Source organism: Herpetosiphon sp., from assembly GCF_003512625.1.
GTDB classification, from domain to species: Bacteria; Chloroflexota; Chloroflexia; order Chloroflexales; family Herpetosiphonaceae; genus Herpetosiphon; species Herpetosiphon aurantiacus.
The window spans coordinates 312,164-333,611 of the sequence record NZ_DOPT01000059.1 but is presented as its reverse complement, the minus strand read 5'-3'; the positions used below and the strand labels follow the sequence as shown (position 1 = coordinate 333,611).

The 21,448-nt window shown below is 49.9% G+C and carries 19 protein-coding genes; 13 read left to right on the top strand and 6 right to left on the bottom strand.

Going from position 1 to position 21,448, the window contains the following annotated elements:
- Window positions 1-2 precede the first annotated feature (2 nt).
- The gene (gene aroE, locus DEF47_RS13985) at window positions 3-824 is read right to left on the bottom strand and encodes a shikimate dehydrogenase (protein WP_012191992.1); all 822 of its coding nucleotides are present in this window, start codon (window positions 822-824) and stop codon (window positions 3-5) included.
- Window positions 812-1,885, bottom strand: coding sequence for an endolytic transglycosylase MltG (gene mltG, locus DEF47_RS13980; RefSeq protein ID WP_012191991.1), 1,074 nt, complete (start codon window positions 1,883-1,885; stop codon window positions 812-814). The genes aroE and mltG overlap by 13 nt, the downstream gene beginning before the upstream one ends.
- Window positions 1,886-2,389: 504 nt before the next feature.
- On the opposite strand from mltG, the gene DEF47_RS25290 reads away from it, so the two are divergent.
- A complete protein-coding gene (locus tag DEF47_RS25290; protein WP_012191990.1) occupies window positions 2,390-3,628 on the top strand; it encodes a CLIPPER-2 domain-containing protein in 1,239 nt (412 codons plus the stop codon).
- 431 nt (window positions 3,629-4,059) lie between these two features.
- Here DEF47_RS25290 and DEF47_RS13970 read toward each other — a convergent pair whose 3' ends face one another.
- The 3 genes from DEF47_RS13970 to DEF47_RS13960 all read right to left on the bottom strand — a co-directional run bounded on the left by DEF47_RS13970 (window position 4,060) and on the right by DEF47_RS13960 (window position 7,595).
- Entirely contained in the window at window positions 4,060-5,499 is a 1,440-nt protein-coding gene (locus DEF47_RS13970) for an O-antigen ligase family protein (protein ID WP_012191989.1), read from the bottom strand.
- Window positions 5,500-5,885: 386 nt separating this feature from the next.
- Window positions 5,886-6,254 carry a roadblock/LC7 domain-containing protein gene (locus DEF47_RS13965; RefSeq protein ID WP_012191988.1) on the bottom strand — a complete coding sequence of 123 codons (369 nt, stop codon included), beginning with the start codon at window positions 6,252-6,254 and terminating at the stop codon, window positions 5,886-5,888.
- Between the two features lie 192 nt (window positions 6,255-6,446).
- Window positions 6,447-7,595 (bottom strand): sugar ABC transporter substrate-binding protein, encoded by a 1,149-nt coding sequence (locus tag DEF47_RS13960; RefSeq protein WP_287045186.1) that lies wholly within the window; start codon window positions 7,593-7,595, stop codon window positions 6,447-6,449.
- Window positions 7,596-7,867: 272 nt separating this feature from the next.
- On the opposite strand from DEF47_RS13960, the gene DEF47_RS13955 reads away from it, so the two are divergent.
- The 4 genes from DEF47_RS13955 (at window position 7,868) to DEF47_RS13940 (ending at window position 13,291) form a co-directional block, all read left to right on the top strand.
- Window positions 7,868-8,821 carry an aldo/keto reductase gene (locus DEF47_RS13955; protein WP_012191986.1) on the top strand — a complete coding sequence of 318 codons (954 nt, stop codon included), beginning with the start codon at window positions 7,868-7,870 and terminating at the stop codon, window positions 8,819-8,821.
- Between the two features lie 356 nt (window positions 8,822-9,177).
- A complete protein-coding gene (locus DEF47_RS13950) occupies window positions 9,178-11,127 on the top strand; it encodes a 1,4-alpha-glucan branching protein domain-containing protein (protein ID WP_012191985.1) in 1,950 nt (649 codons plus the stop codon).
- A 77-nt stretch (window positions 11,128-11,204) separates the two neighbouring features.
- On the top strand, window positions 11,205-12,566 hold the full coding sequence (locus tag DEF47_RS13945) for a phosphoribosylamine--glycine ligase (RefSeq protein WP_012191984.1): 1,362 nt from the start codon (window positions 11,205-11,207) through the stop codon (window positions 12,564-12,566).
- 89 nt (window positions 12,567-12,655) lie between these two features.
- Window positions 12,656-13,291 carry a hypothetical protein gene (locus DEF47_RS13940; protein WP_012191983.1) on the top strand — a complete coding sequence of 212 codons (636 nt, stop codon included), beginning with the start codon at window positions 12,656-12,658 and terminating at the stop codon, window positions 13,289-13,291.
- A 58-nt stretch (window positions 13,292-13,349) separates the two neighbouring features.
- Here DEF47_RS13940 and DEF47_RS13935 read toward each other — a convergent pair whose 3' ends face one another.
- Window positions 13,350-15,608, bottom strand: coding sequence for a (Fe-S)-binding protein (locus DEF47_RS13935; RefSeq protein WP_012191982.1), 2,259 nt, complete (start codon window positions 15,606-15,608; stop codon window positions 13,350-13,352).
- A gap of 265 nt (window positions 15,609-15,873) precedes the next feature.
- Here DEF47_RS13935 and DEF47_RS13930 point away from each other — a divergent pair, with 265 nt between their 5' ends.
- The 8 genes from DEF47_RS13930 to DEF47_RS13895 form a co-directional block, all read left to right on the top strand.
- Complete coding sequence (locus tag DEF47_RS13930; protein ID WP_012191981.1) at window positions 15,874-16,533, top strand: hypothetical protein; 660 nt, start codon at window positions 15,874-15,876, stop codon at window positions 16,531-16,533.
- 51 nt (window positions 16,534-16,584) lie between these two features.
- On the top strand, window positions 16,585-17,022 hold the full coding sequence (locus tag DEF47_RS13925; protein ID WP_041304883.1) for a hypothetical protein: 438 nt from the start codon (window positions 16,585-16,587) through the stop codon (window positions 17,020-17,022).
- A gap of 6 nt (window positions 17,023-17,028) precedes the next feature.
- Complete coding sequence (locus tag DEF47_RS13920) at window positions 17,029-17,511, top strand: hypothetical protein (protein ID WP_012191979.1); 483 nt, start codon at window positions 17,029-17,031, stop codon at window positions 17,509-17,511.
- A gap of 50 nt (window positions 17,512-17,561) precedes the next feature.
- A complete protein-coding gene (locus DEF47_RS13915; RefSeq protein WP_287045185.1) occupies window positions 17,562-18,260 on the top strand; it encodes a hypothetical protein in 699 nt (232 codons plus the stop codon).
- Between the two features lie 102 nt (window positions 18,261-18,362).
- Complete coding sequence (locus tag DEF47_RS13910; RefSeq protein ID WP_041304881.1) at window positions 18,363-19,304, top strand: HEAT repeat domain-containing protein; 942 nt, start codon at window positions 18,363-18,365, stop codon at window positions 19,302-19,304.
- Between the two features lie 37 nt (window positions 19,305-19,341).
- On the top strand, window positions 19,342-19,590 hold the full coding sequence (locus tag DEF47_RS13905; protein WP_012191976.1) for a hypothetical protein: 249 nt from the start codon (window positions 19,342-19,344) through the stop codon (window positions 19,588-19,590).
- Between the two features lie 21 nt (window positions 19,591-19,611).
- Window positions 19,612-20,163: a hypothetical protein gene (locus DEF47_RS13900; RefSeq protein WP_041304879.1), complete on the top strand. Its 552-nt coding sequence runs from the start codon at window positions 19,612-19,614 to the stop codon at window positions 20,161-20,163.
- A gap of 668 nt (window positions 20,164-20,831) precedes the next feature.
- On the top strand, window positions 20,832-21,448 hold a 617-nt coding region (locus DEF47_RS13895), incomplete at its 3' end, for a dihydroxy-acid dehydratase domain-containing protein (RefSeq protein WP_502697253.1).

Here is a 21,448-nt window from a genome sequence, read left to right as displayed (position 1 = left end):
GATTATCCTTGTAGAGCCGCTAGGGCTGCTGCTCGCATTATTTCAAGCGGTGCAGGCTGCTTAAACCACAAACTAAACGCCAAACCGGCCTGACGCACCAACATATCAAGGCCATCGTAGTGGGCCGCCCCACAAGCCGCCGCCGCTCGCAGCAATGGCGTTCGGCGATAAACCGTATCGTATACCATCAAGCCTGCATGCAACAGAGCCAAATCCAGCGGCGCAGGATCAGTATCTTTCCAGCCCAACGACGTGACGTTGATCAACAAGGTTGCAGCGGCAAGGTGTGCGGCCACTCGCGGATCATCAGCGGCTAAGGCCAATTCATGTGGCAAAACTAAGGCTTGAGCACTGCTGAGCGTGCGGTTGATCAGGCTAATCTGTTGGCAACCTGCATTGCGTAAAGCCCAAAGTGCCGCCCGAGCCGCCCCACCTGCGCCGAGAATCACTGCCCGTTGCTTGGCTAAATCTGCTCCGTAGGCTTGCAGTGAGGCTTGCAGAGCAGGAGCATCGGTGTTGTGGCCAGTCAAACTTCCATCAGCTTCACGCACAACCGTGTTAACCGCACCAAGTTCTTGGGCGATTGCCACCGTGCGATCAAGCAAACCAGCAATCGCCACTTTATGCGGCAAGGTTACATTGGCTCCCAACATACCCTTGGAGCGTAAACTTTGAACGCGGGCTGGCAGATCAGCGGCGGGAGTATGCCAGCGATCATACTGCTGATTAATGCCAAGCGCCTGCAAAGCAGCATTGTGCATTGCAGGCGAAAGACTATGGGCGACTGGATCGCCAATGATACCAAGCGCAGCTATTTGGGACACGCCAAAAACTCTTCTTGAAATTGCAAAAATTCGCTATAGTCGTTGGTAAAGTTGTGGGTTGGGCGTTCGCCAGCAGCCACACACTTGGTCACAAAATAGGTCACATCTTCGGCGGCAGGCGAGGCAGCGGCTTGCAAGGCAAACAAACCAGGCGCACTAATTGGCCCAGGTGGCAAGCCGGGGTTGACCCGTGTGTTATAAGGGCCAGCAGCACTATTAATTTGTTCAACCGTTAGCTGATCAAGCTTTGGCCACCAATTGCCTGATTCGCCTAAAATATATTGAATTGTCGGATCGGCTCCCAGCTGATTGCCAGCAAATTCTGGTTTCAGGCGATTCCAGAAGGCGGCAGCAATCCGTGGCATTTCTTCGTTATTGCTGGCTTCACGCTGCACAATCGAGGCTAAAGTCACCACTTCATGGACAGAACGCCCGGTCGTGGCGCTGCTCAGCGGCGAATCAGCCCAGCGAATTGCAAAGGTATCGAGCATTTTGCGAATAATCTCTTCGCTGGTTGCATCAGAAAAGATTTCATAGGTATCAGGGAAGAGATAGCCTTCCAAGGTTGCGCTATCTGGCAAGCTGGATAAAAAGCTATAATCGGCCTTAAATTGCGAGCCATCGCGGGCCACAGCCAAGAAATCATCGGCACTAACTACGCCAGTCGATTCAATCACCGCCGCGATTTCTTCAATCCGCAAGCCTTCAGGCACGGTAAAGCGCACCGCAGTTTGAACTTCTGGGGCAACCCGAAACATCTCTAAAATCTGATTGATCGTCATATTTGGGCTAATTTTGTAGGTGCCAGGATACAAATCGGTCTCGGCATTACGTAAATCGGCGAATACGCGGAAAACAATTGCCCGCCGCACCAAACCTTCAGATTCCAGATTGCTGCTGATCACCGCCAAACTTTCGCTGGGAGCGATGGTAAAATCTTGGGCAATATTGCTCTCGCCAGCAGGCTGGGTTAACTCACGCAGAAACAGGGTTGCAACACACGCGACAACTAGTGCGCCGATGGTGGCAACAATCAACAAAGCTCGAATTAAACGTCTCACAAGCATCCCTTATTATCTATAGGTAGCGTTGGCGCATGCCAACAATCGTCGATAGCAAGCCTCAAAACCTTGGCTATTATAGCCTTGCGTTATCTATTTGACAACAACTACTCCTTTCACAACCAGCGTTTACCCCATCCTAATAGGCTAAATCCTTAGGCAAGCATCTAGCCAAATCCTCACCTCTAGGGGTGAGTACCAAGTCGTCTCAACGAATGGGACTCACGCTTGTTAATGAGACTGCACAACGACGACAAGTGTTGCTATACTAACAAGTATTCTTTTTGGATTCTTTGCTGGCTTGTTGCCAGTTGGATTGCGCTTGGCTGGTTGGTACGCCTGTATCAAGATATATTCCACGATTGAGTTTAGGCTAGGATTAATCCTTGCTAGCGATTTGATCAGCAGATTGATTGAATAGCTAGCTAGTCATTGACATGACTTAAGGCCTGAGTCATAATAGTCCTACCGACATACCAACCAATCATCGCAGGATGGTGTTTTATGCAATGGAGCATGCGGCTACGTTCGCTCTGCATTCCTGCTCTATTGACGTTCATGATCGCTGGTTTTGCCGCGTTTATGTTCAGTCAACCGCACGCTAGCTTCGCTCAAGATAGCGAAGGTTCACCACCTGATTGCCCTGGCTTGGGTGATCTCGGTGCTTGGTTCACCGCTGAAAACGAAGTTGTTATCATCAATCGTTCGAGCGTTTGTACCTACGAGGTTGGCACGGCTGTCTATAAAAAATTCGATGCCGTGACCGATCATCAGGTGCTTTTCGCCTCGCAAACTGATCAACTGCCCCCCAATACCCAACGCACCTATCGCCAAACCTTAAACCCTTGTGCCGGCCAAATGAGCGCCTTCTTCGGGCCGGTGCTGCCAAGTTTAATGAACCAACGCTACAACGAGCGCCTGTTGGCAGCCAATCATTTTGGTGGCACGAATTATTGTTTGCGCAGTTGTGACTCGGGTCAATTGCTAGGTTGGGTCGGGGTCAGCTCGAATGCAATTTTGCAAAGCTCAGCTCGCATCGGCATGAAAATCACAGGTGCACCGCCATGGCAAGTTGAGTTTCGCCTGACTGGCCCGATGACCATGACTCACATCGAGCAAATTGATCCCTATTTGTTCACAGGCAATACCTGGAATTTAAGCGACGTACCAATTGGCGATTACACCATGAAAGCCACCTATATTGCCAACCCAGGCGTGCGCTGCGATAGCAAAACGATTCAATTTAAAGTTGCTAGCACCCCGCTGCCAACTCCCACGCCATCGCCAACCCCCACCCCAGTGCCAGTCTATCGGGCGCGAATCGTGCTCAATTCATTGGTTATTTGGGATGCGAATCGTGGTGATGGGCTAACCAATTTCGATGGATTTGTCCGGCCAGGCGATACAATTTCCTACACCCTTGCCATTCAAAATACTGGCAACATGCCCCTGACCAATGTGCAAATCGTCGATCCCTTCTCGAATGCGACCAGTTTTGCGGGATTAAGCCTACCAGCACCCCAAATTCAGCCAAGCCCCGATGGTTCCGGCCCGATTGGCTGGCAAATTCCCGTCTTGCAGCCCAACCAGCGCATCGATGCCACCTTCCATGTGATCGTCAAAGAATCGATTCGCGGCACCTATACCCAAATTATCAATAATGCTAGCTTTGCCAGCAACGAAACTGGCCAACAGTGGAGCAATACCACTGAGCATATTTACAATCCAGATTTTGATCAATAATTTGGGGATCGGTTGTTGGGGATCGGGGGTCAACTACCCAGCGACCGGGCAAAACATCAGATCCACAGCTCGCTAATTTCATCGGAAACCGCCTGATTGCTCACAATCGTCCTTTAGGGGTGCAGGGGATGAAAACCCCCTGCGTCTCCCGCCTTGAGGCGGGACGGAAGGGTGGTGAACAAGGGTTCAGCTTTCAGGGGTCAACTACCCAGCGACCGGGCAAAACATCAGATCCACAGCTTGCCAAGTTCATCGGAAACCGCCTGATTGCTCACAATCGTCCTTTAGGGGTGCAGGGGATGAAAACCCCTGCGTCTCCCGCCTCAAGACGGGACGGAAGGGTGGTGAACAAGGGTTCAGCTTTCAGGGTTCAGATAACACAGAAAGAATGGCGAACCATGGGTCTGCGCAAATAATAAATTTCTGCTGCTTTATTTCAATGATGAAGTTAGCTGATCATTCTTTACCTCGCGCATAAACACCATCGCCAAGCCAACCACCCCCCAAAATAGCGTCCCCATATGCGGAAACTCAATATTGAAGAAATAATGATCGAGCAAACCAACTGCTAGCGCCGCCAAAATTGCTGCCTGCAAACCAATAATTGCATCGCTTACCGAGCGTTCACAGCGGCGTGCAGCCTGAGTGGTAAGCACCAAAAAGGCCAGTGCAGTTAAAATATAGAGGCCTAAGCCAACCAAACCCATACGCGAGCCAAGCGCCAAATAGACACTACTCACACCAGTTGTGAGATCAATGTTGGGTGCGCGACCAAAACCCACCCCAAACACCGGATACTCGCGTATAATCGCGATTGCATTGCGAAACTCAGCCAAGCGCATTTGGTTGGCTTGATCTTTGAATTGAATGCCTTCGACGATCCGCTCGACAAAATCGCCACCCTTGCCCAAGCCCACAATCGCGATTGCGCCAGCAAGACCGCCAGCGCCAATCAGCCACCACAATTGGCGATAGCGCACGGTTGCCAAAAATAAGCCGGCGATCATAAAGCCACCCAAGGCAGCCCGTGAGGATGTCAAAAATACAGCCAAAGCAAAACTAGCGGTGATCAGCCATAGCCATTTACGGCCTAAGACTGGGCGCTGGGCCAAGGCTTGACCAAGCGCAATCGCTCCTAGCAAGGCCATCATCCCACCAAAGCCATTGGGATCAACCGAAGTACCAATTGCTCGCTCAAAGCCGCTGGGGTCATCTTCAACATAGCGTAACACCCGACCACTCGCCGGATAACCCAGCGGAGCAAGTGCGGTCAAAAAGCGCAAAGCCATAGCGTCGGGGGCAAAGCGCAAACCAATGCCTAACAATGCCGCCGCCCAGCCAGCCAAAATCAGCAAGCGCAGCCACCAACGCGCCTGTTCTAGTGAATCAAGCGCATTTTGCACCCCCAAAAACAAGCAAATCCCTAGCAGCAATTTGAAATAATTATGCAGCAGCAAACTATCGGGCGAGCCATTCGAGCCAATGATGAAGGAGAAAAACGAACTAGCTAGCAGCAAAATCACCCATGGGGCTAGGCTGCCCCAACGCCAAGTACGCTCAGGGTCGGCCAAGCTGCGCACCACCAACATGGCATACAGCGCCAATAATGCTAGTTCGAGCAAGGCTGGAGTTAGCCCAACTTTGAAAGGCAAGGTGCCAAATGGTAAGAGCGTTGCCACCAACACGGTGGCCGTCAGCATCGAGTGGATCGAACGGGCAAACCATGCCCCGACCAACAACGCCACCAAACCAGCGACGACCAAAAAGCTCGGCACAAACGCGGCAGCAGCGCCTAAGCCCATGCCAACTAATGTGCCGCCAACAATCAAGCCAAATTCACGCCGCCGCCGCTGATCAAACGTTGCAAACATACCAAGCTACCTTTTATAACTGGGGATCGGGGATCGGTTGTTGGGGATCGGGTGATCCTTTTTTTGATCCACGAAGGGCACGAAGAGCACGAAGTATGAGGCTATTGGCGATTGATTTTTAGTTTCCAACTAATTTCCGCTAGCCTATAACGATACTTCCTACGCTCTATGTTCTATGTTCTATGTTCTTCTAGCCTAGCATAAACTATCCTAGCCCGACAAGCTCAGAGGCCAATTATTGCAAAATTGTAACCGAGCAAAAGCCCGCTTAAATAAAAAAAGCGCCAGCAGGCCACCTGCACATGGCACGCTAGCGTTACCCTATAGCAAAAAATGGGGCCAGAACCGATTCTGGCCCGCGAACGGTCGTTCGGAGGTCGGCAGCCTTATACGAGATGGGCTAACTCGTTAGCGGTACGTTTCATGTCCAAGAAGATCAGCCCAAGCTTTGCCCGGCTTTGCGCCAAGGCGGTTAGCACTGCATCTTCACCAATCGAAATCAGAATAACGTAGCCTTCTTCGCCTTGCACAAAGACGAGGTTAAGAGCGCCCCGCCGAAGCTCGCCAGCGATTCGTTCGCCCAGAGACAACATCGCGGCACTCATAGCAGACACACGATCTTCTTCCACATCGTTCGGAAGATTCGAGGCCATGATGAGACCATCAACGCTGACGACCGCCGAGGCTTCGATGTCAGGCGTATTCATCTGCAGTGCCTTGAGATGCCGCACCATCTCTTCGGTTCTGGTTGCCATGCAACTCCTCCTTAGGCCGTAGGCCGGCGTGGAATCTATAATGAATGACTTGCTTGGAACGATCAGCCTTCAGCGGGTTGGCCGTCTGCGCCATTCTACTACATCTTTTGCCAAATATCAACTACAGATCGCACCACAACGGGCTAATTTAGCCCTTGCTTGTCAAGCGGTTACTGTAATATGCTGGGTTGGCTACTCGCTCCGTAGCAGGCGATCGGCATTCGCGATACTTTCTTCCAAGGGTGCGCCGTTTAAGCTATTACGCACCAAAGCGATCAGGATATCCCATCCGTTGTTGAAACGAAGGGTGGTGGGCCAAGCGCTGGCTCGACTAACCGCCAGTTGAATTTGAGTGTAAAGTGGATCGACACTGGCTAAGTCGATTCGGACGCTTGGTATATCAGCGGCTTGAAAAGCCGTTTGCGCTTTCATCTCCACAAGAAACCGCATCACGTCAAGCGCGGCGTTTTGCTGTTGTTCAGTGCTGCGTGGGCTGATCACAAGCACGCTGCTCCGAACAAAGGGTTGCGGTTCTTGGCCGGTTTGGCTCAGGCGTGGCAATGGTTGCACGCCAACGTTCTCCCCCCACAATTGACGATAGGTTCCGATTTGATCTGCCCAGTCAATCGTCATGATCGCACTGTTTTGGCTCACGCTGCGAGCTACCAGTCGATGATCATCACGGGCTAACAAGCGTGGGTCTTGGGCTAATTCGTCAACCCACGTCAACCACTGTAATGTTGGGGTATAGCTTTGGGTTCCCAGCACGACCTCGCCAGTAGTATCGAAGATTGCGCCTCCGAAGGCTGGGAGGTAGGGTTGGGTAAAGTATAGCGATAAATTATACGCTAATCCGTACTGTCCTTGATCATCGCTAAACCCGCGAGCGATCTCAAGCCATTCAGCAGTGCTTTGCGGCGGTGTGCTCACAAAGTTTGCACGATTATAGTACAGCACAGGTAGATCTAGCGTCAATGGCAAGCCATATAATTTCTCGCCATAGCGGGCACCATCAAGCGCAGCTGGCGCAATTGACTCAAGGTTCTCGTCGCTTAGTCGTTCTGTCAGATCGATGATAAGCTGTTGATCTGCCAGTTCCCCTACCCAACGATTTTCGTTGAGCCAGATCAGGTCTGGTGGTGTGCCTTCAAGCAGGGCCGCACGATAATCGTGTAGCAGGTTTGCCCCACGATTGACGATTTGAATGACAACGTTTGGATGCTCACGTTGATATTCTAACAGCAATCGGGTGAAAAGTTCACTCCGTTGGGCATCGGCTCCATGCCAAATGACCAGTTGCGTGCGTGCGGGAGGATTAGCGGTAGCCCCTGGGGTTAACAAAGTGTTATCATAGCTTGTCGTGCTACAACCAGCAACAATGAGAATCCCAATCATAAAAAGGCTAAAATACCGCCATACTGCCCTCATGGGTATATCCCGTTCTTTCGTTAATTGCGTTTTATCTGATTATAAAGGCATAAAACGCCAACGAATCACCAAAAGTATACCATGCTCAGGCATTACTGACAAGCTGTCGTAAACCCCTTGACTTTGAGCACGCTCAAAGGTGTAGACTGCCAATATCGGTTTGGTGTACTCACTTGGAGGTTGGAATGGAACAACGGTCACTTGGCACACAAGGCCTCACAGTTAACCCGCTTGGCTTGGGTTGTATGGGCATGTCGGAGTTTTATGGCCCAACTGATGAGGCCGAATCATTAGCAACGATCGATCGCGCCTTGGAGCTTGGGGTCAATTTCTTCGATACTGCTGATATGTATGGGCCTTTTACCAACGAGCAATTGGTTGGCAAAGCCTTCAAAGGCCGCCGCGATCAGATCATCCTTGCGACGAAATTTGGCATTCAACGCGAAGCCAATAATCAACGCTCGATCAATGGCCGCCCTGAATATGTTAAGGCTGCCTGCGACGCTTCGCTGCAACGCTTAGGGGTCGATTATATTGATCTGTATTATCAGCATCGGGTCGATTCCAATGTGCCAATCGAGGAAACCGTTGGCGCAATGGCCGAATTGGTTCAGGCAGGCAAGGTGCGGTTTATCGGCTTATCCGAAGCCAATTCGGAAACGATTCGCCGCGCACATCAGGTACACCCAATTAGCGCCTTGCAAACTGAATATTCGCTCTGGTCGCGCGAGCCAGAAATTGATATTTTGGCGACAACTCGCGAATTAGGCATTGGTTTTGTGGCCTATAGCCCGCTTGGGCGGGGCTTCTTAACTGGTCAATTTCGGAGTGTCGATGATTTTGCCGCCGATGATTATCGCCGCTACTCGCCACGCTTCCAAGGTGAAAATTTTGGCAAAAACTTGGCTTTGGTTGAACATATCGAGCAACTGGCCAGCCAAAAGGGCATCACGCCTGCGCAATTGGCCTTAGCCTGGGTCTTGAATCAAGGCGCTGATATTGTACCAATTCCAGGCACCAAGCGGCGGCGCTATCTCGAAGAAAACATGGCTGCGCTCAACGTGAGTTTCAGTGATGCTGAACTGGCAGCAATTAACGCAGTGCTGCCAATTAATGTCGCGGTTGGCACACGCTACTAGATGCCCTCACCCCCATCTCCTCTTCCAAGCTAGGTTTTTAACCATGAGTTGGGAGGGGTGCACGTCGATTAGCATGCCCTCACCCCCTAGCCCCCTCTCCCGCACGCGAGGCGAGGGGGAAACCTGCCATCGATGAAATTTGGCTCACCCCTCGCCCGCCGCAGTGGGCGAGGGGTCGGGGTGAGGGATATTAATTAAACTCGTGGGCTGGGTATAAGCTCAGGCATACCCCTCACAACCCGCTCTATCAAGCTCCTCGACACAGTTCTGGCTCAAGCACCTGTTTGCGAACACCTGCTATAATGGGAATCGACCTCTGCAACATGTCCCGCATGTTCCGCAAAGAAGGAGCATCTATGCCAAAACAAGGTGCGTTCACGTTTGTCTTACATAGCCACTTGCCCTATTGTCGCAAGGCTGGCCGCTGGCCTCACGGTGAAGAATGGATTCACGAGGCCGCTTCCGAGACGTATATTCCACTACTCAATGCGCTCAACGATCTGATCAACGATGGGGTTACACCACGCTTAACGATTGGGATTACGCCAATTCTAACCGAGCAGCTTGCTGACCCCACCATTTTGCACAATTTTGAAGAATATCTTGACGAGAAGATCACTGCGGCGCAAGCTGATATGGATCGACTGGCCGACGTTCAGGCAGTTTGGGATGCTGCCCAAGTTGCCGAACCTGAAACCGAGCCAACTCCCCTGCTCTCCAGCGAAGAGTTGGAAAGCTTGATCAGCAAAAGCGATGCGCTGCTTTCTTCAACTGCTGGTGATGCTCCGGCCCCACTTCACGCTGGTTTGCTGAGCGCCACTGCTGCTGCCAGCACCGAAGCCGAAGCAGATGATGAAGCGGAATCTGAAGAAACCGAGGAAGCAGCAGTTGAAGAACCTGCTCCGATCGAGCAGCCTGATCCACATAAAGCCTATTTGGCCATGTGGTATCGCGATTGGTACAGCATGATCAAGCGTTCGTTTATCGAGCGCTACAACCGCGATATTGTCGGAGCTTTCCGCCAATTGCAAGATGCTGGCTATATCGAAATTATCACCTGTGGCGCGACCCACGGCTACTTGCCCTTGGTCAGCCGCGATTCAACAATTTATGCCCAAATTGCCGTCGCTGTCCAAAGCTACGAACGTCATTATGGCCGCAAGCCAAAGGCGATTTGGCTGCCCGAGTGCGCCTATCGCCCAGCCTATTATCCTGAAAACCCCAGCGAAACCGAGCGCAAGCCTGGCATCGAAGAATTTCTTGAAGCCCAAGGCATCGAGTGCTTCTTCGTCGAAACCACCACCATCGAGGGTGGCGCACCCATGGATAAGGCTGAAGGCAAGATTCTTGGGCCATATGGCGATACGTTGCGCCGCTATGTCGTGCCAGTCAGCCGCGAAATTCCGCCAACTGGCAATAGCACACTCCAACCCTACTTAGTTGGTTTGAGCGATAAAGTTGCGGCAATTGGCCGCCATCACAAAACTGGCTTACAGGTGTGGTCGGCTGAATGGGGCTATCCAGGCGAGGCTAACTACCGCGAGTTCCACCGCAAAGATAGCGAAAGCGGCATGCAATATTGGCGGATCACTGGGCCAAAAGTTGACCTTGGTTATAAAGATTACTATCATCCCGATTGGGTCAACGATAAAGTTAATGCTCACGCCGAGCACTTCACGGGCTTGGTACAGCAGGTTATCAGCGAATATCGCGGCCAAACTGGGCGCTATGGCCTGATTTCATCAAACTACGATACCGAATTATTTGGTCACTGGTGGTTTGAAGGGGTCGATTGGATGCGCGAAGTGCTACGGCGCTTGGCGACAAATCCCGACATTGATCTCACCACGGCCTCGGAATATATCGCCAGCAACCCACCGCGTGAATCGTTGAACCTGCCCGAAAGTTCGTGGGGTTCCAATGGTACACACCAAACCTGGCTCAACCCTGAAACCGAGTGGATGTGGCCAATTATTCATGCCGCCGAAAAGCGCATGGAAGGCTTGGTCGCCAGCTATCCACAGGCAGATGGCGCTTTAGCCGAAGCCTTGGCTCAAACTGCGCGTGAGTTGCTCTTGCTGCAATCCAGCGATTGGCCGTTCTTGGTCACGACTGGGCAAGCCCAAGATTACGCCACCAAGCGTTTCAACGAGCATGTCGATCGCTACAATCAATTGGCTGATGCAATTGAGGCCAATGATGTTGGCTTGATGGCTGAACTAACAGCCAGTTTCAACGAGCTTGATAATCCATTCCCCACGATTGATTATCATGTCTTTGCCGCTCGCGAAGGCTCAGCAGCCTAACCTAAAACCGAGTAAATTAATTATTACGCGATTGCTGTTAACCCAAATAGCAGCAATCGCGCTAGCACCTCAGGCCTATGAAAGTACTTGTGCTTGGCAAAAATGGCGCAGCCCATGCCTATGTTTGGAAGTTGTTCAATAGCCAACGGATCGATAGTTTAGCAACCATGCCAGGCAATGGTGGTACAAGTTTGCTTGTGCCCAATGCTGAGCACATTGAAAAAATTAACGAACTGGCCAAATGGGCCTACGACGAACACTTCCAAGTAATTATTCCAGCCGAAGGCAGCTATCTCAGTGCGGGTTTGGCTGATGCCGCCGCTGCCTATAAAATTCCGGTTTGTGGGCCGCCCAAAAATTCGGCGGTGCTGGAGCGTTCGCGGCTTTGGCTCAAAGAATTTCTCAATCGCCACCAAATTCCGACCTCAACTGGCCGTGCCTTGGGCGATTTAGCCACGGCAGAACGCTATGTGGCCTCGCAACCTATGCCCTTGGTATTATGGGGCGATTATCCTTCAGAATATGATGGAGCCTATACCGACCGCGCCGAAGCCTTAGCTGCCTTGGCGGGCATTTTTGCCTTGCCGCCGCGCGAAGGCCATTATCGTGGCGTGGTGATTGAGCAGCCAGCACTTGGCCCAACCGTGGCGCTTTCAGCAATTACCGATGGCACAACCCTGATTCCAATGCAAGCAGTTCGAATGTATGATCGACTTGAGGATAATGATCAGGGCTGGGCGGCTGAAGGCATGGGGGCGCATACCACGCCTAGCGGAATTCTCAAACAACTTGGCGATTATCTCAGCGCTGCCATTCTTGAGCCAATTCGTGCTGCTCTCTTGCGCGACAAAATGCCTTGGTGGGGCATTTTAGGGGTCGATTGTTCGATTACCGCCAGCGGGCCACAAGTGCTGCGCATTCGCACAACCTTGAGTGACCCTGAGGCCCAAGTCTTATTACCCTTGCTCGAAGACGATTTATTTCCCTTTTTGGTAGCGGCCAACAATCGCAGTTTACTCAATGTACCAGCTTTGCGTTGGCGCAATGAGGCGAGCGTTGGCGTAACCATGGTCGCCAACGGCTACCCGCATAGTTTTAGCACTGGGATGGCCATCGATGGGATGCCGGAGCTGGAGCCGGGGGTTGTTGCATTTCAAAACGAAACTGCCAATCCCAATGGCTTGCGTTATGTTTCCGACGAAATGCATATGCCTGAAAAACGTGGCCTATTCAGCGGGGTCAGCGATGCCCTGAGTGATGCAATTCTGGTCCGCTCAATGGGTCCAACCCGTCTATCAAGCCAAGCAGGGCGAATCGTTACTGTCACCGCCCAAGCTTCAAGTTTGGCAGCAGCCCACGAAAAAGCCTATAACAACCTCAAACGGCTCCGGATCGCTTCAGCGGTTTATCGTAACGATATCGGGCTGCGCGAGCTATAGCAGCGCTGGAATATCGGTCTTTGGTCGGTAGTATGTGCCTAAACTACCGATTATGCTTGGTTTAATGCTGCAATTGAGGGAAGACGAATATGCTACTCCGCAAAATCGGGCTTGGGCTGTTATTGATGATGCTCGTTGGTTGTTCACTCAAAGCCGAACCAATGCCTATCCAAGAAGCTGTTGATCAAGGTCTGATTGATTTAGAGTTTAAAAGCTCTGGCACCTCAGGCGACGTAATCTTGATGATTGCGACAGGCAAGACTGATCGCTCGATTCAATTAACCATTCCTGCTGGGCAAATTTTGGATAACCAAACCACAGACCATGAAGATATGGTGTTGATGGGCTATCGGGGTCTGGTTGATAGGCTTGATGCGGAGGTGTTTGCATCAGATTTGCCCTTGGTTACCAAACAAGCCAGCCCTCGCTATGGCGTTATCGAAGCTTATAGCCTTGAATTGTATGCTGAACAAGGGAATGAAGACGACGAATATAGCTTCGATGGCTTTGTTGACGCTGAATTACAAGGGCTGATCGATTATCTAGCCAAGCAAGAATCCGAAGAATTTATGGCCAAGCAACTGGCGATTTGGATCTTGACCGATAATCCTGATCGCGAAACTGCCACCGAGATTATCGAATTTACCGATCATGATCTTGAACAAGCTCGCACTTTTTTGCTTGGCGCAAACTTAAATCCCAATGATTATCTAATCTTTGAGTAATAAAACAGCGCTTTCCATCAATTTGGAAAGCGCTGTTTTTGTTTAAGTCGCACGTAGTTTAGGCGGCGGGTGGTTGCTCACCAACCGATTGCAGCAGAATTTCAGCCACATCTTTGCGGCCCAAGGTTTCTGATTGATTGGTGTTCTTGGCGGCATCCTCGAACATCACCATACAGAAGGGGCAGCCCATCGCCACAGTATCGGGCTTTTCGGTTTGCAGTTGCTCAAGCCGAATCACATTGACATGTTTATCGCCAAAGCCTTCGAGCCAAGCGTTACCACCACCACCACCACAGCACATGGCTTTTTCACGATTGCGCGGGCCAGCTTCGACCAACTCCAAGCCAGGGATGCTATTTAGCACATTGCGAGGCTCTTCGTAAATATCGTTGTAGCGGCCAATGTAACAGGGGTCGTGGTACACAACCTTTTCGTTGACTGGCACGGTTGGGTTGAGCTTGCCAGCTTCAACCAAATCGTTCAAGAATTCGGTATGATGCACTACCTCATAATCCACGCCAGCTTTGCCGCCAAACTGCGGATACTCATTTTTGACGGTGTTATAGCAGTGGGCACAGGTGGTGACGATCTTCTTGAATTTGTATTGGCCCATGGTTTCGATGTTGGTATTGGCTTGCTGTTCGTACAACAATTCCTCGCCCATGCGCCGAGCTGGGTCGCCAGTACAGGTTTCTTCATCGCCAAGAATGGCGAAATCGACCCCAGCTTTTTGCATCAGTTGAACCATAGCACGGGCGGTTTTCTTCGAGCGATCATCATACGATGGCGCACAACCAACCCAGTACAATACCTCGGCTTCTTCTTTTTCGGCCAAGGTTGGCACTTCGAGGCCATCGGCCCAAGCGGTACGCTGGCGTTGTGGCAACTTCCATGGGTTGCCGTTGCGCTCGATCCCTTGCAATACCGTTTTGACCCCCGATGGAATTTCGCCCATCACCATGGTCAAGTTGCGGCGGAAATCGATAATGTCATCGACATGTTCAATCGTTGCGGGACACTCGGTCATACACGCGCGACAGGTGGTACAAGCCCAAAGTTCGTTTTCGGTGACAATGCCATGTTCATACAATGGCAAGGTTTCGGGCGTGCCTTCCAGCAATTCGATTTTTACGCCATTGCTGGTGGTTGGGGCAGTTGCGGTTGCGCCAGCAGGCTGAACCATCACCACTGTGCCATCGCGCTTCATCACTGGACCACCATGCATCAAATCGCTCATCTTGGTGATTAGCCATTTGGGCGAAAGCTCGGAGCCAGAGGCAAACGCCGGACAATTATCCTGACAACGCCCACAGCGCATACAGGCATCAAAATCCATGCGGCGCTTCCATGAGAAGTCGCTCAGCGTGGTAATCCCCAATTTTGGCTCATCTTTTTCTAGTTCCTCTTCCATATTTGGAATTCGATCGAGCGCACCTTTGGGGTCGCGATCGCGGAACAAGGTGTTGAGCGGGGTATAGAAAATGTGGCGGAATTTGGTGAAGGGAATTGAGCCAACAAAGGCAAAAACCACCGCCATATGGCTCAACCAGAGCACGCGGTGAATCCACAAAGCCACTTGGCTATGCACAATTGTGCCATCAGTGGCGCGTTCGACACCGAGGCCAATTGCTCGGGCTACGCTAGCCCCAGGATAACCAAAGATCGCCCATTTGGCCCAACCTTGCTCATAGACGATCGCGGTGACGGCATCTGCACCCTCGCCAACGGTCATGGTTTGGTTGGCCAAGCGTAAAATTTCAATAAAGTAGCCACCAACCACAATGAAAATCATCGACCAAAGCACCCAAGCATCGGTTCGACGATTATCCAAGCGGGTTGGTTTGGTTTTGTAGCGTCGCCACAACGCCCAGAGCAAACCAGCGAGAAAAACCATCCCCATTACATCGAGAATCAGTTCATAATATTGATAAAAGCCACCAGTTAAAATCTTGCCTTGCTCTTCACCAGCAATTGGAATGGTGAAGTCGGCTTCAGCGGCGATGATATCGGTGCCGATAAACAGCGCCAAAAAGCCGTAGAAGATAAAGGTGTGCATGATGCCCGGGGTACGGTCACGCAAAACGCGCTTCTGCCCAAAAACCTCGGTCGTCGTTAACCACAAGCGACTGGCAAAATTGGTCGAGCGCACTGTTGCATGGCCGCGTCGCCACAACAGAATGTCTTGATACATCTTGTAGAACATCGTGCCAATTGAGGCGATGGCAAACAAGTACAACACATACTCAACCGCATGCGGTAAGTTCCAGTAAATCTCGCGAACGGCGATAACTTGGCTGTTAAATAGAATCTCGTGCATAGGCGTTCCTCATCGAACTGGTGAACACGGTGTGGGTCTATTGTATTACAAAAGAGGATACGCCGAGTTTAGCACGCATGACATCATGCGTCAAACGTTTTTCAAGGGGCTAGGGATCAGGATGCTCGAATAAGCTTTAATCACGTTGTCGGATTAAAGGACTGAACGCAGCCTTTAATTCATTCGTTGGTTGTAGATTAAATGCCGCTGCATCCAGCATAATTTGGCTGCACGGCTCACCAAGTTTAGGCTTGAGAGGAATTCGATGACCCACCAACAAACATATATCAACCTTGGGTATTATCTTTCACACGAAGGGTCGTCTTGTGATCACAACAATATCACAACCCCTGAATTTTTCTTTACCCAAGATGAACAACAGCCATTAGTGCTTGATCCGATTTGTCTTGATAAAATCAGCAATGTTGGGGCAGCAACCGATTTGCTCGGCCAAAAGCTCGACGCAGGATTTGAGTTTCCATATGTATTTACCACGTTTGAGCTAGCGTTGGAATTTGTTGAACGTTTTTGTAGCAAACGCTATCAATGGCAAATTATAGGGATTGCCCTGCCGAAACAGTTTGTTGCAAGCTCTTTGGCGGCGGTTGAAGCATTATATACCCAGCCCAAGCCAGCCTTGTATGCTATGCTGCAAGCCCAACAAGCGCCACACCCAGCCATGCAGCCTCTTGGCTTTGATATCCTCTCGTTTGACATTTTTTGTTGGGAATCATATCTGTATCGCAACGTCTTGCCGCAAAAACCAATCTTGCTTGATTTAAATCAGCATCAGCTCATCGAAGACTACTCCGAAGCGGTACGGCTTACGCGTCGAATCATCAATCGAGAGATTAGTTGGGATGGTCATCCAATCTCACTTGGCAATTGGGTTCCATGTTTAATTCAGTCGTTGGTTGTAAAATAAAATCTATCTATTCTAACTAATGTGGGCCAACTTCTCGATGGAGCTGCATTTTTGAGCCAAACCAATGCCATGCAAGCAACCCTTCGCCAATTAATCGGCGGAGCTTTGTGGTTTCACGGCCCAAGCTGTGATCTCGAAAGCTTCGTTATTCGCGTTGGCGAGCCGCGCACGCGAGAAATTCAATATTATCAATTAACCATCAACTGTGCTTGGCGTTTGCGTCAGCAGCAACAAATCTTACTCAGTAGCGAAGATTGGCTGTATGACGACGATAATAATATCGAATTTGAACCAAGCGTTGCGAAATTTTGGGCCAAGCACGATCCCGCCAGTTTAATTATTTGGTCGATTGAAGTAAAACCGCAGAGTGGCGATCTCTGCTTTTCGATCAATTATGATTATAAACTCGACATTCTGATCAATGCCGCAGCCGGTCAACATTGGGTTTTGCACCGCGATGGACTCGAAATTTGGCGTTATCGCAGCTAGGGGTTTATGCACGAAATTTCGACCATTCAACAAAAACTGGCAGCCTTGCTTGGCCAAGTGCTGTGGGATGGCTTTGAGGTTGCAGGCATTTTATGCTTACGGATTGGCGAAAAGCGCCTGATTACCAACCGCAAGCAGCAAGAAGTTGAGATTGGGCGTTATAGTTTGCACATTAGTGGCGTATGGCGCTTCTGGCAGCACCAACAGCTCATTATTGCCGATGGCGATTGGGCGCAGCCTGATCCGGCGGGAGTTGAGCCTTCAGCCTTACATCGTTTTTTACACACATTTTGGCCACAATCCTTGTTTATCCGCAGCATTCAACTTAATTCTATCGGCGATGTTCAATTGCATTTGAGCCAAGGTTATTGCTTAGAATTATTGATTAGTTCAACTAATAACGAATATTGGCGCTTGATCGATAATGATACCGACGAGCATTTTATCGTTGAAGCACATGATGACGACGATTCAACCGAGAATTCATAGAATAAGAGGAGATTTACAAAATGCAGTGGTACGATTGTGGGTATCTGGTTATGACACGCATTCAGCGACCATCAGATCTTGATCCGCTACTTTTTCCAGAAACCATGTATGCGTTGCGCGATTGTAGTTTTAATGCGCTGCCTGAGCACTGGTGGCGTTATTTTAGCGCCGATCCAAGCAATCTGCTGGCGAAAGAATTGGCTGACTGGTATACAAAAAACGAAGCTGGATTATTGCTGCCCAATCTATTTACTACGATTGAATTAGCTCAAGAATTTGCCCAAAAATTATCAAATTGGCCTGAAGAATTACAGATTGTTAGAATTGGCTTAGCAGCAGCGTATCACGAGCAATTTATGGCTGAACAAACTGCAAAACGACCAAGTGAGCAACCAGAAGGATTTTTAACCATGCTTCAGCAGCCTAAGCAATTGCCAATTCAACAGGGTCAGTGGCTTGGGGTTGAGTTAGGCTGGTTCAATTATAGCAGTATTCACTCATGGGTCTGCGAATCAGAGCATCAACGATTGATTCAACATGACGCGCCTGTGGATTGTCGGCCAAATCAATTTGGGTTACTCAAAAGCCTTGCTGCTGCCGAATACTTGATTCCACAGATTTCGATCTACAACGGGATCAATGATGATACCCCAGCGCCGAACGTTTACCCATTTTGCTTGATTGCCTATGAACCATCATTAATGAATACCAAACTTCATATGCCAAATCTTGCTACCAGCAACAACTAAATGTGGATCGCCCCTCGGTTAGCCTCGGACTTTGGTAGGAGCCAGCAACCGAGGCTTTTTGCTATGCTTAGACCAGCTATTTTGCCACTGAGAGATGTACAAATGCAGCCAATTGAACAAACCGAAACCTACAGCTCCGCCGAAATGCAGGCGCTGGCACAGCACCCTGAGGTTGAGCAACGCCAAACCATCGCTTACGATCTGCGTTTCTCGACCAACCCCTTAACCCTGGCAATCTTGATTGACTTATTAAATGATCCAGATCAAGCAGTGCAAATTAACGCAATTCGTTCGATTGGTTTGTGGGGTGCACGGCGCAATTCGCCCAGCCTGATGCAGCCAGCAACTCAGGCTCTATTAGCGCTAGTTCAACAATCACACGAGCAGATGCTACTTGATCACGGGTTAATTAGCCTTGGTGAAATTGGCGATCAGTTATCAATTGACTGGTGTTTAAGCCAGCTGATCAATCAACCTCGTTCACGCTTATGCGCGGCAACAGCCTTGGGTATGCTCAAAGCCGAAAAAGCTCGCCCGTGGCTCTTGACCATTCTAGCCGATCCGTGCCAAGCATCGATTGTCCGCACAACCTGTATTGAGGCATTGAGTCAGCTCGCATTCGACCTTCCCACCAACCAAACCTTGATCGCCGCGCTGCAAGATTCCGTAGCCGAAGTGCGCGAAAAGGCTGGCTTAGCGCTCTGTAAGTTGGGCGATTTTAGTGCCTTCAAGCCAATCTGGGCCTACATTCGCCTTGAAACCGCAATCAAGCCCAGCCAAGTTGCCCATGCATTAGCCTTATTTGGCGACCAAGCATTTGAGCCAACCTTGGCTTTTTTAAATGATCCTGATCCCAATCTGCGCTATTGGGCCGCCTTAGCGCTCGGCATGTTCCACGATTCACGGGCGATTCCGGCCTTGATTGCATTATTGAATGATCAAGCACAAACGCACACCCGTGCCGTGGTTGCAACCGCAGCTCGCAAATCGCTTAACCGCCTCCAAAATTTGGCGGTTGGCAACCCTGACAGCACTTTAACGTAGCATAAACGAGTTTCAAATTGAATTGAATGGAGTGGTTATGAATCAGAAATCTGTCAATCTCCTCAGCTTGCTCAGTGGATTTTTGGGAACGTTCCTTGGTTTGGTCATCGCTTACCAAGCGATTTCAAGCGATCAGCTCTGGCCAAATCTTTGGGGTGGCTTGGGCTTTGGTTTATGGGGCTTAGATAGCTTACTGGATAAAAAAATAAATCCTCTTGCCAAGTCAATTATATTGATCGTTGGAATGCTCTGTTTAGTTATTTATTTAATTGGTTTGCTCAGTTAATTAGAAGAAAGAGAGTGAGAGATGCAAATGGTATGTTGGATCATTATTGGATTTATGGTTATTACTGCAATGCTTGGGGGTTATTTTTGGCTGAATCAATCAGAACCACGCCCTATTCCACCAGCAGGCTGGCAAACGATTCACCAAGATACGTTAATCGTTTCATTGCCTCCAGAATATATCGTCTTGAACCCAAATTTGGCGAGTGCCAATCTTGATTTTACCAAGACTTATAGTGGAACCTACGAAACTTTAACAAAAATTACCAATGCTCCGGTCAAGATCGATTTTTTAGCCGTAAATCCTGAAAATGGCGATACAATCGTAGTTTTTGATAAAACATTCAATAAAAATTCCACTCTATTGAGTGAACAATTAATTGATATTTCAGATTTGATGAGCAGTATTCGTAACCATAACCAACAAACAACTGATACATTTGTTACTAGCAGATTAATCACAAAATATGATCGCGAATTAGATGTTCAAAAGATCAGCGAGAGCAACCAAAATGAGGAAAGTAAAAACATCTTTGAGCTAATTGGCCAGAATATTGTATTAGAAGATGATTAAGCCACGATCACAACATACGCCGAGAAGCTTCATGTTACACCTTGGGAAGTGTTGGCTGAAGTTAAGTAAATTACTCAAAAATCCAACTTGACAGACTCTAGCTGGATGTGTATACTCTGCACAAATAACTTTTGTAGGAAACTACCAAATGAATAATCGTCCCGCGTTTATTATTATTAGCAACCTCCTTAGCCTCGTAATCGTCGTCATTACGCGGTCACTTTTGTGTGGGAGGGGCTAACAAGCCTCGCGGGTAGTTCAAAAGAACTCAAGCCCCTCCCAATCGGGAGGGGCTTTTGATTTGTGATTAAGTTAGCTTCTGGAGGATAAACACATGCGGAACTTGTTGACAACTCTCGTCACCATGATCACTCCTCGTCCGCAGTTTATTATCCTTCAACCCATTCCCATTTGGTCGTGTCGCGTAGGCCGTCGTCTGCGCTAGAGCGATAACCCGAACCGTTGCGATGATTGCAACAAACCCCGGAGCAGTGTCGCTCTTTCGTTCAGCTCATTGTTGAGTATGTTCGCCCATCTTGCCTGTGTTCAGCATCGGGACTGACAAGGCTTGCTTTCCTATTGCCAAAATCTTGCGATCTGCGGCCAATCCCACTGGAGCATTGGCTCAATCGCCTTTCAACGATGGCCTGTCCAGCCATCAGTTCTCTATGCGGGGAGCATCTATGCGTTCAGATACGATCAAGCGGGGCTTTGCACGCGCTCCACATCGTTCACTCCTACGTGCGACGGGCCAAATTCAAGATGATAGCGACTTTCAAAAGCCGTTCGTCGCGATCTGTAATTCGTATATCGATATTATTCCTGGCCACGTTCACTTGCATGAGTTTGCCAAAATCGTCAAAGATGCAGTACGGGCAGCAGGCGGCATTCCCTTTGAATTCAACACGATTGGGGTTGATGATGGCATCGTGATGGGCCACGAAGGTATGCGCTATTCCTTGCCATCGCGCGAGTTGATCGCCGATTGTGTTGAAACGGTGGCAGCAGCCCACTGTTTCGATGCGATGATCTGTATCCCCAACTGCGATAAAATCGTGCCTGGCATGCTGATGGGCGCTGCCCGCGTCAACATCCCCACCGTTTTCGTATCGGGCGGGCCAATGCAGGCTGGCCGCGATAAAGATGGCAATAAAGTTGACTTGATCAGCGTGTTCGAGGGCGTTGGTCAACATGCTTCTGGCCGCATCAGTGATGAACGGCTGCTGGATCTGGAGCGCAACGGCTGCCCGACCTGCGGCTCCTGCTCCGGCATGTTCACCGCCAA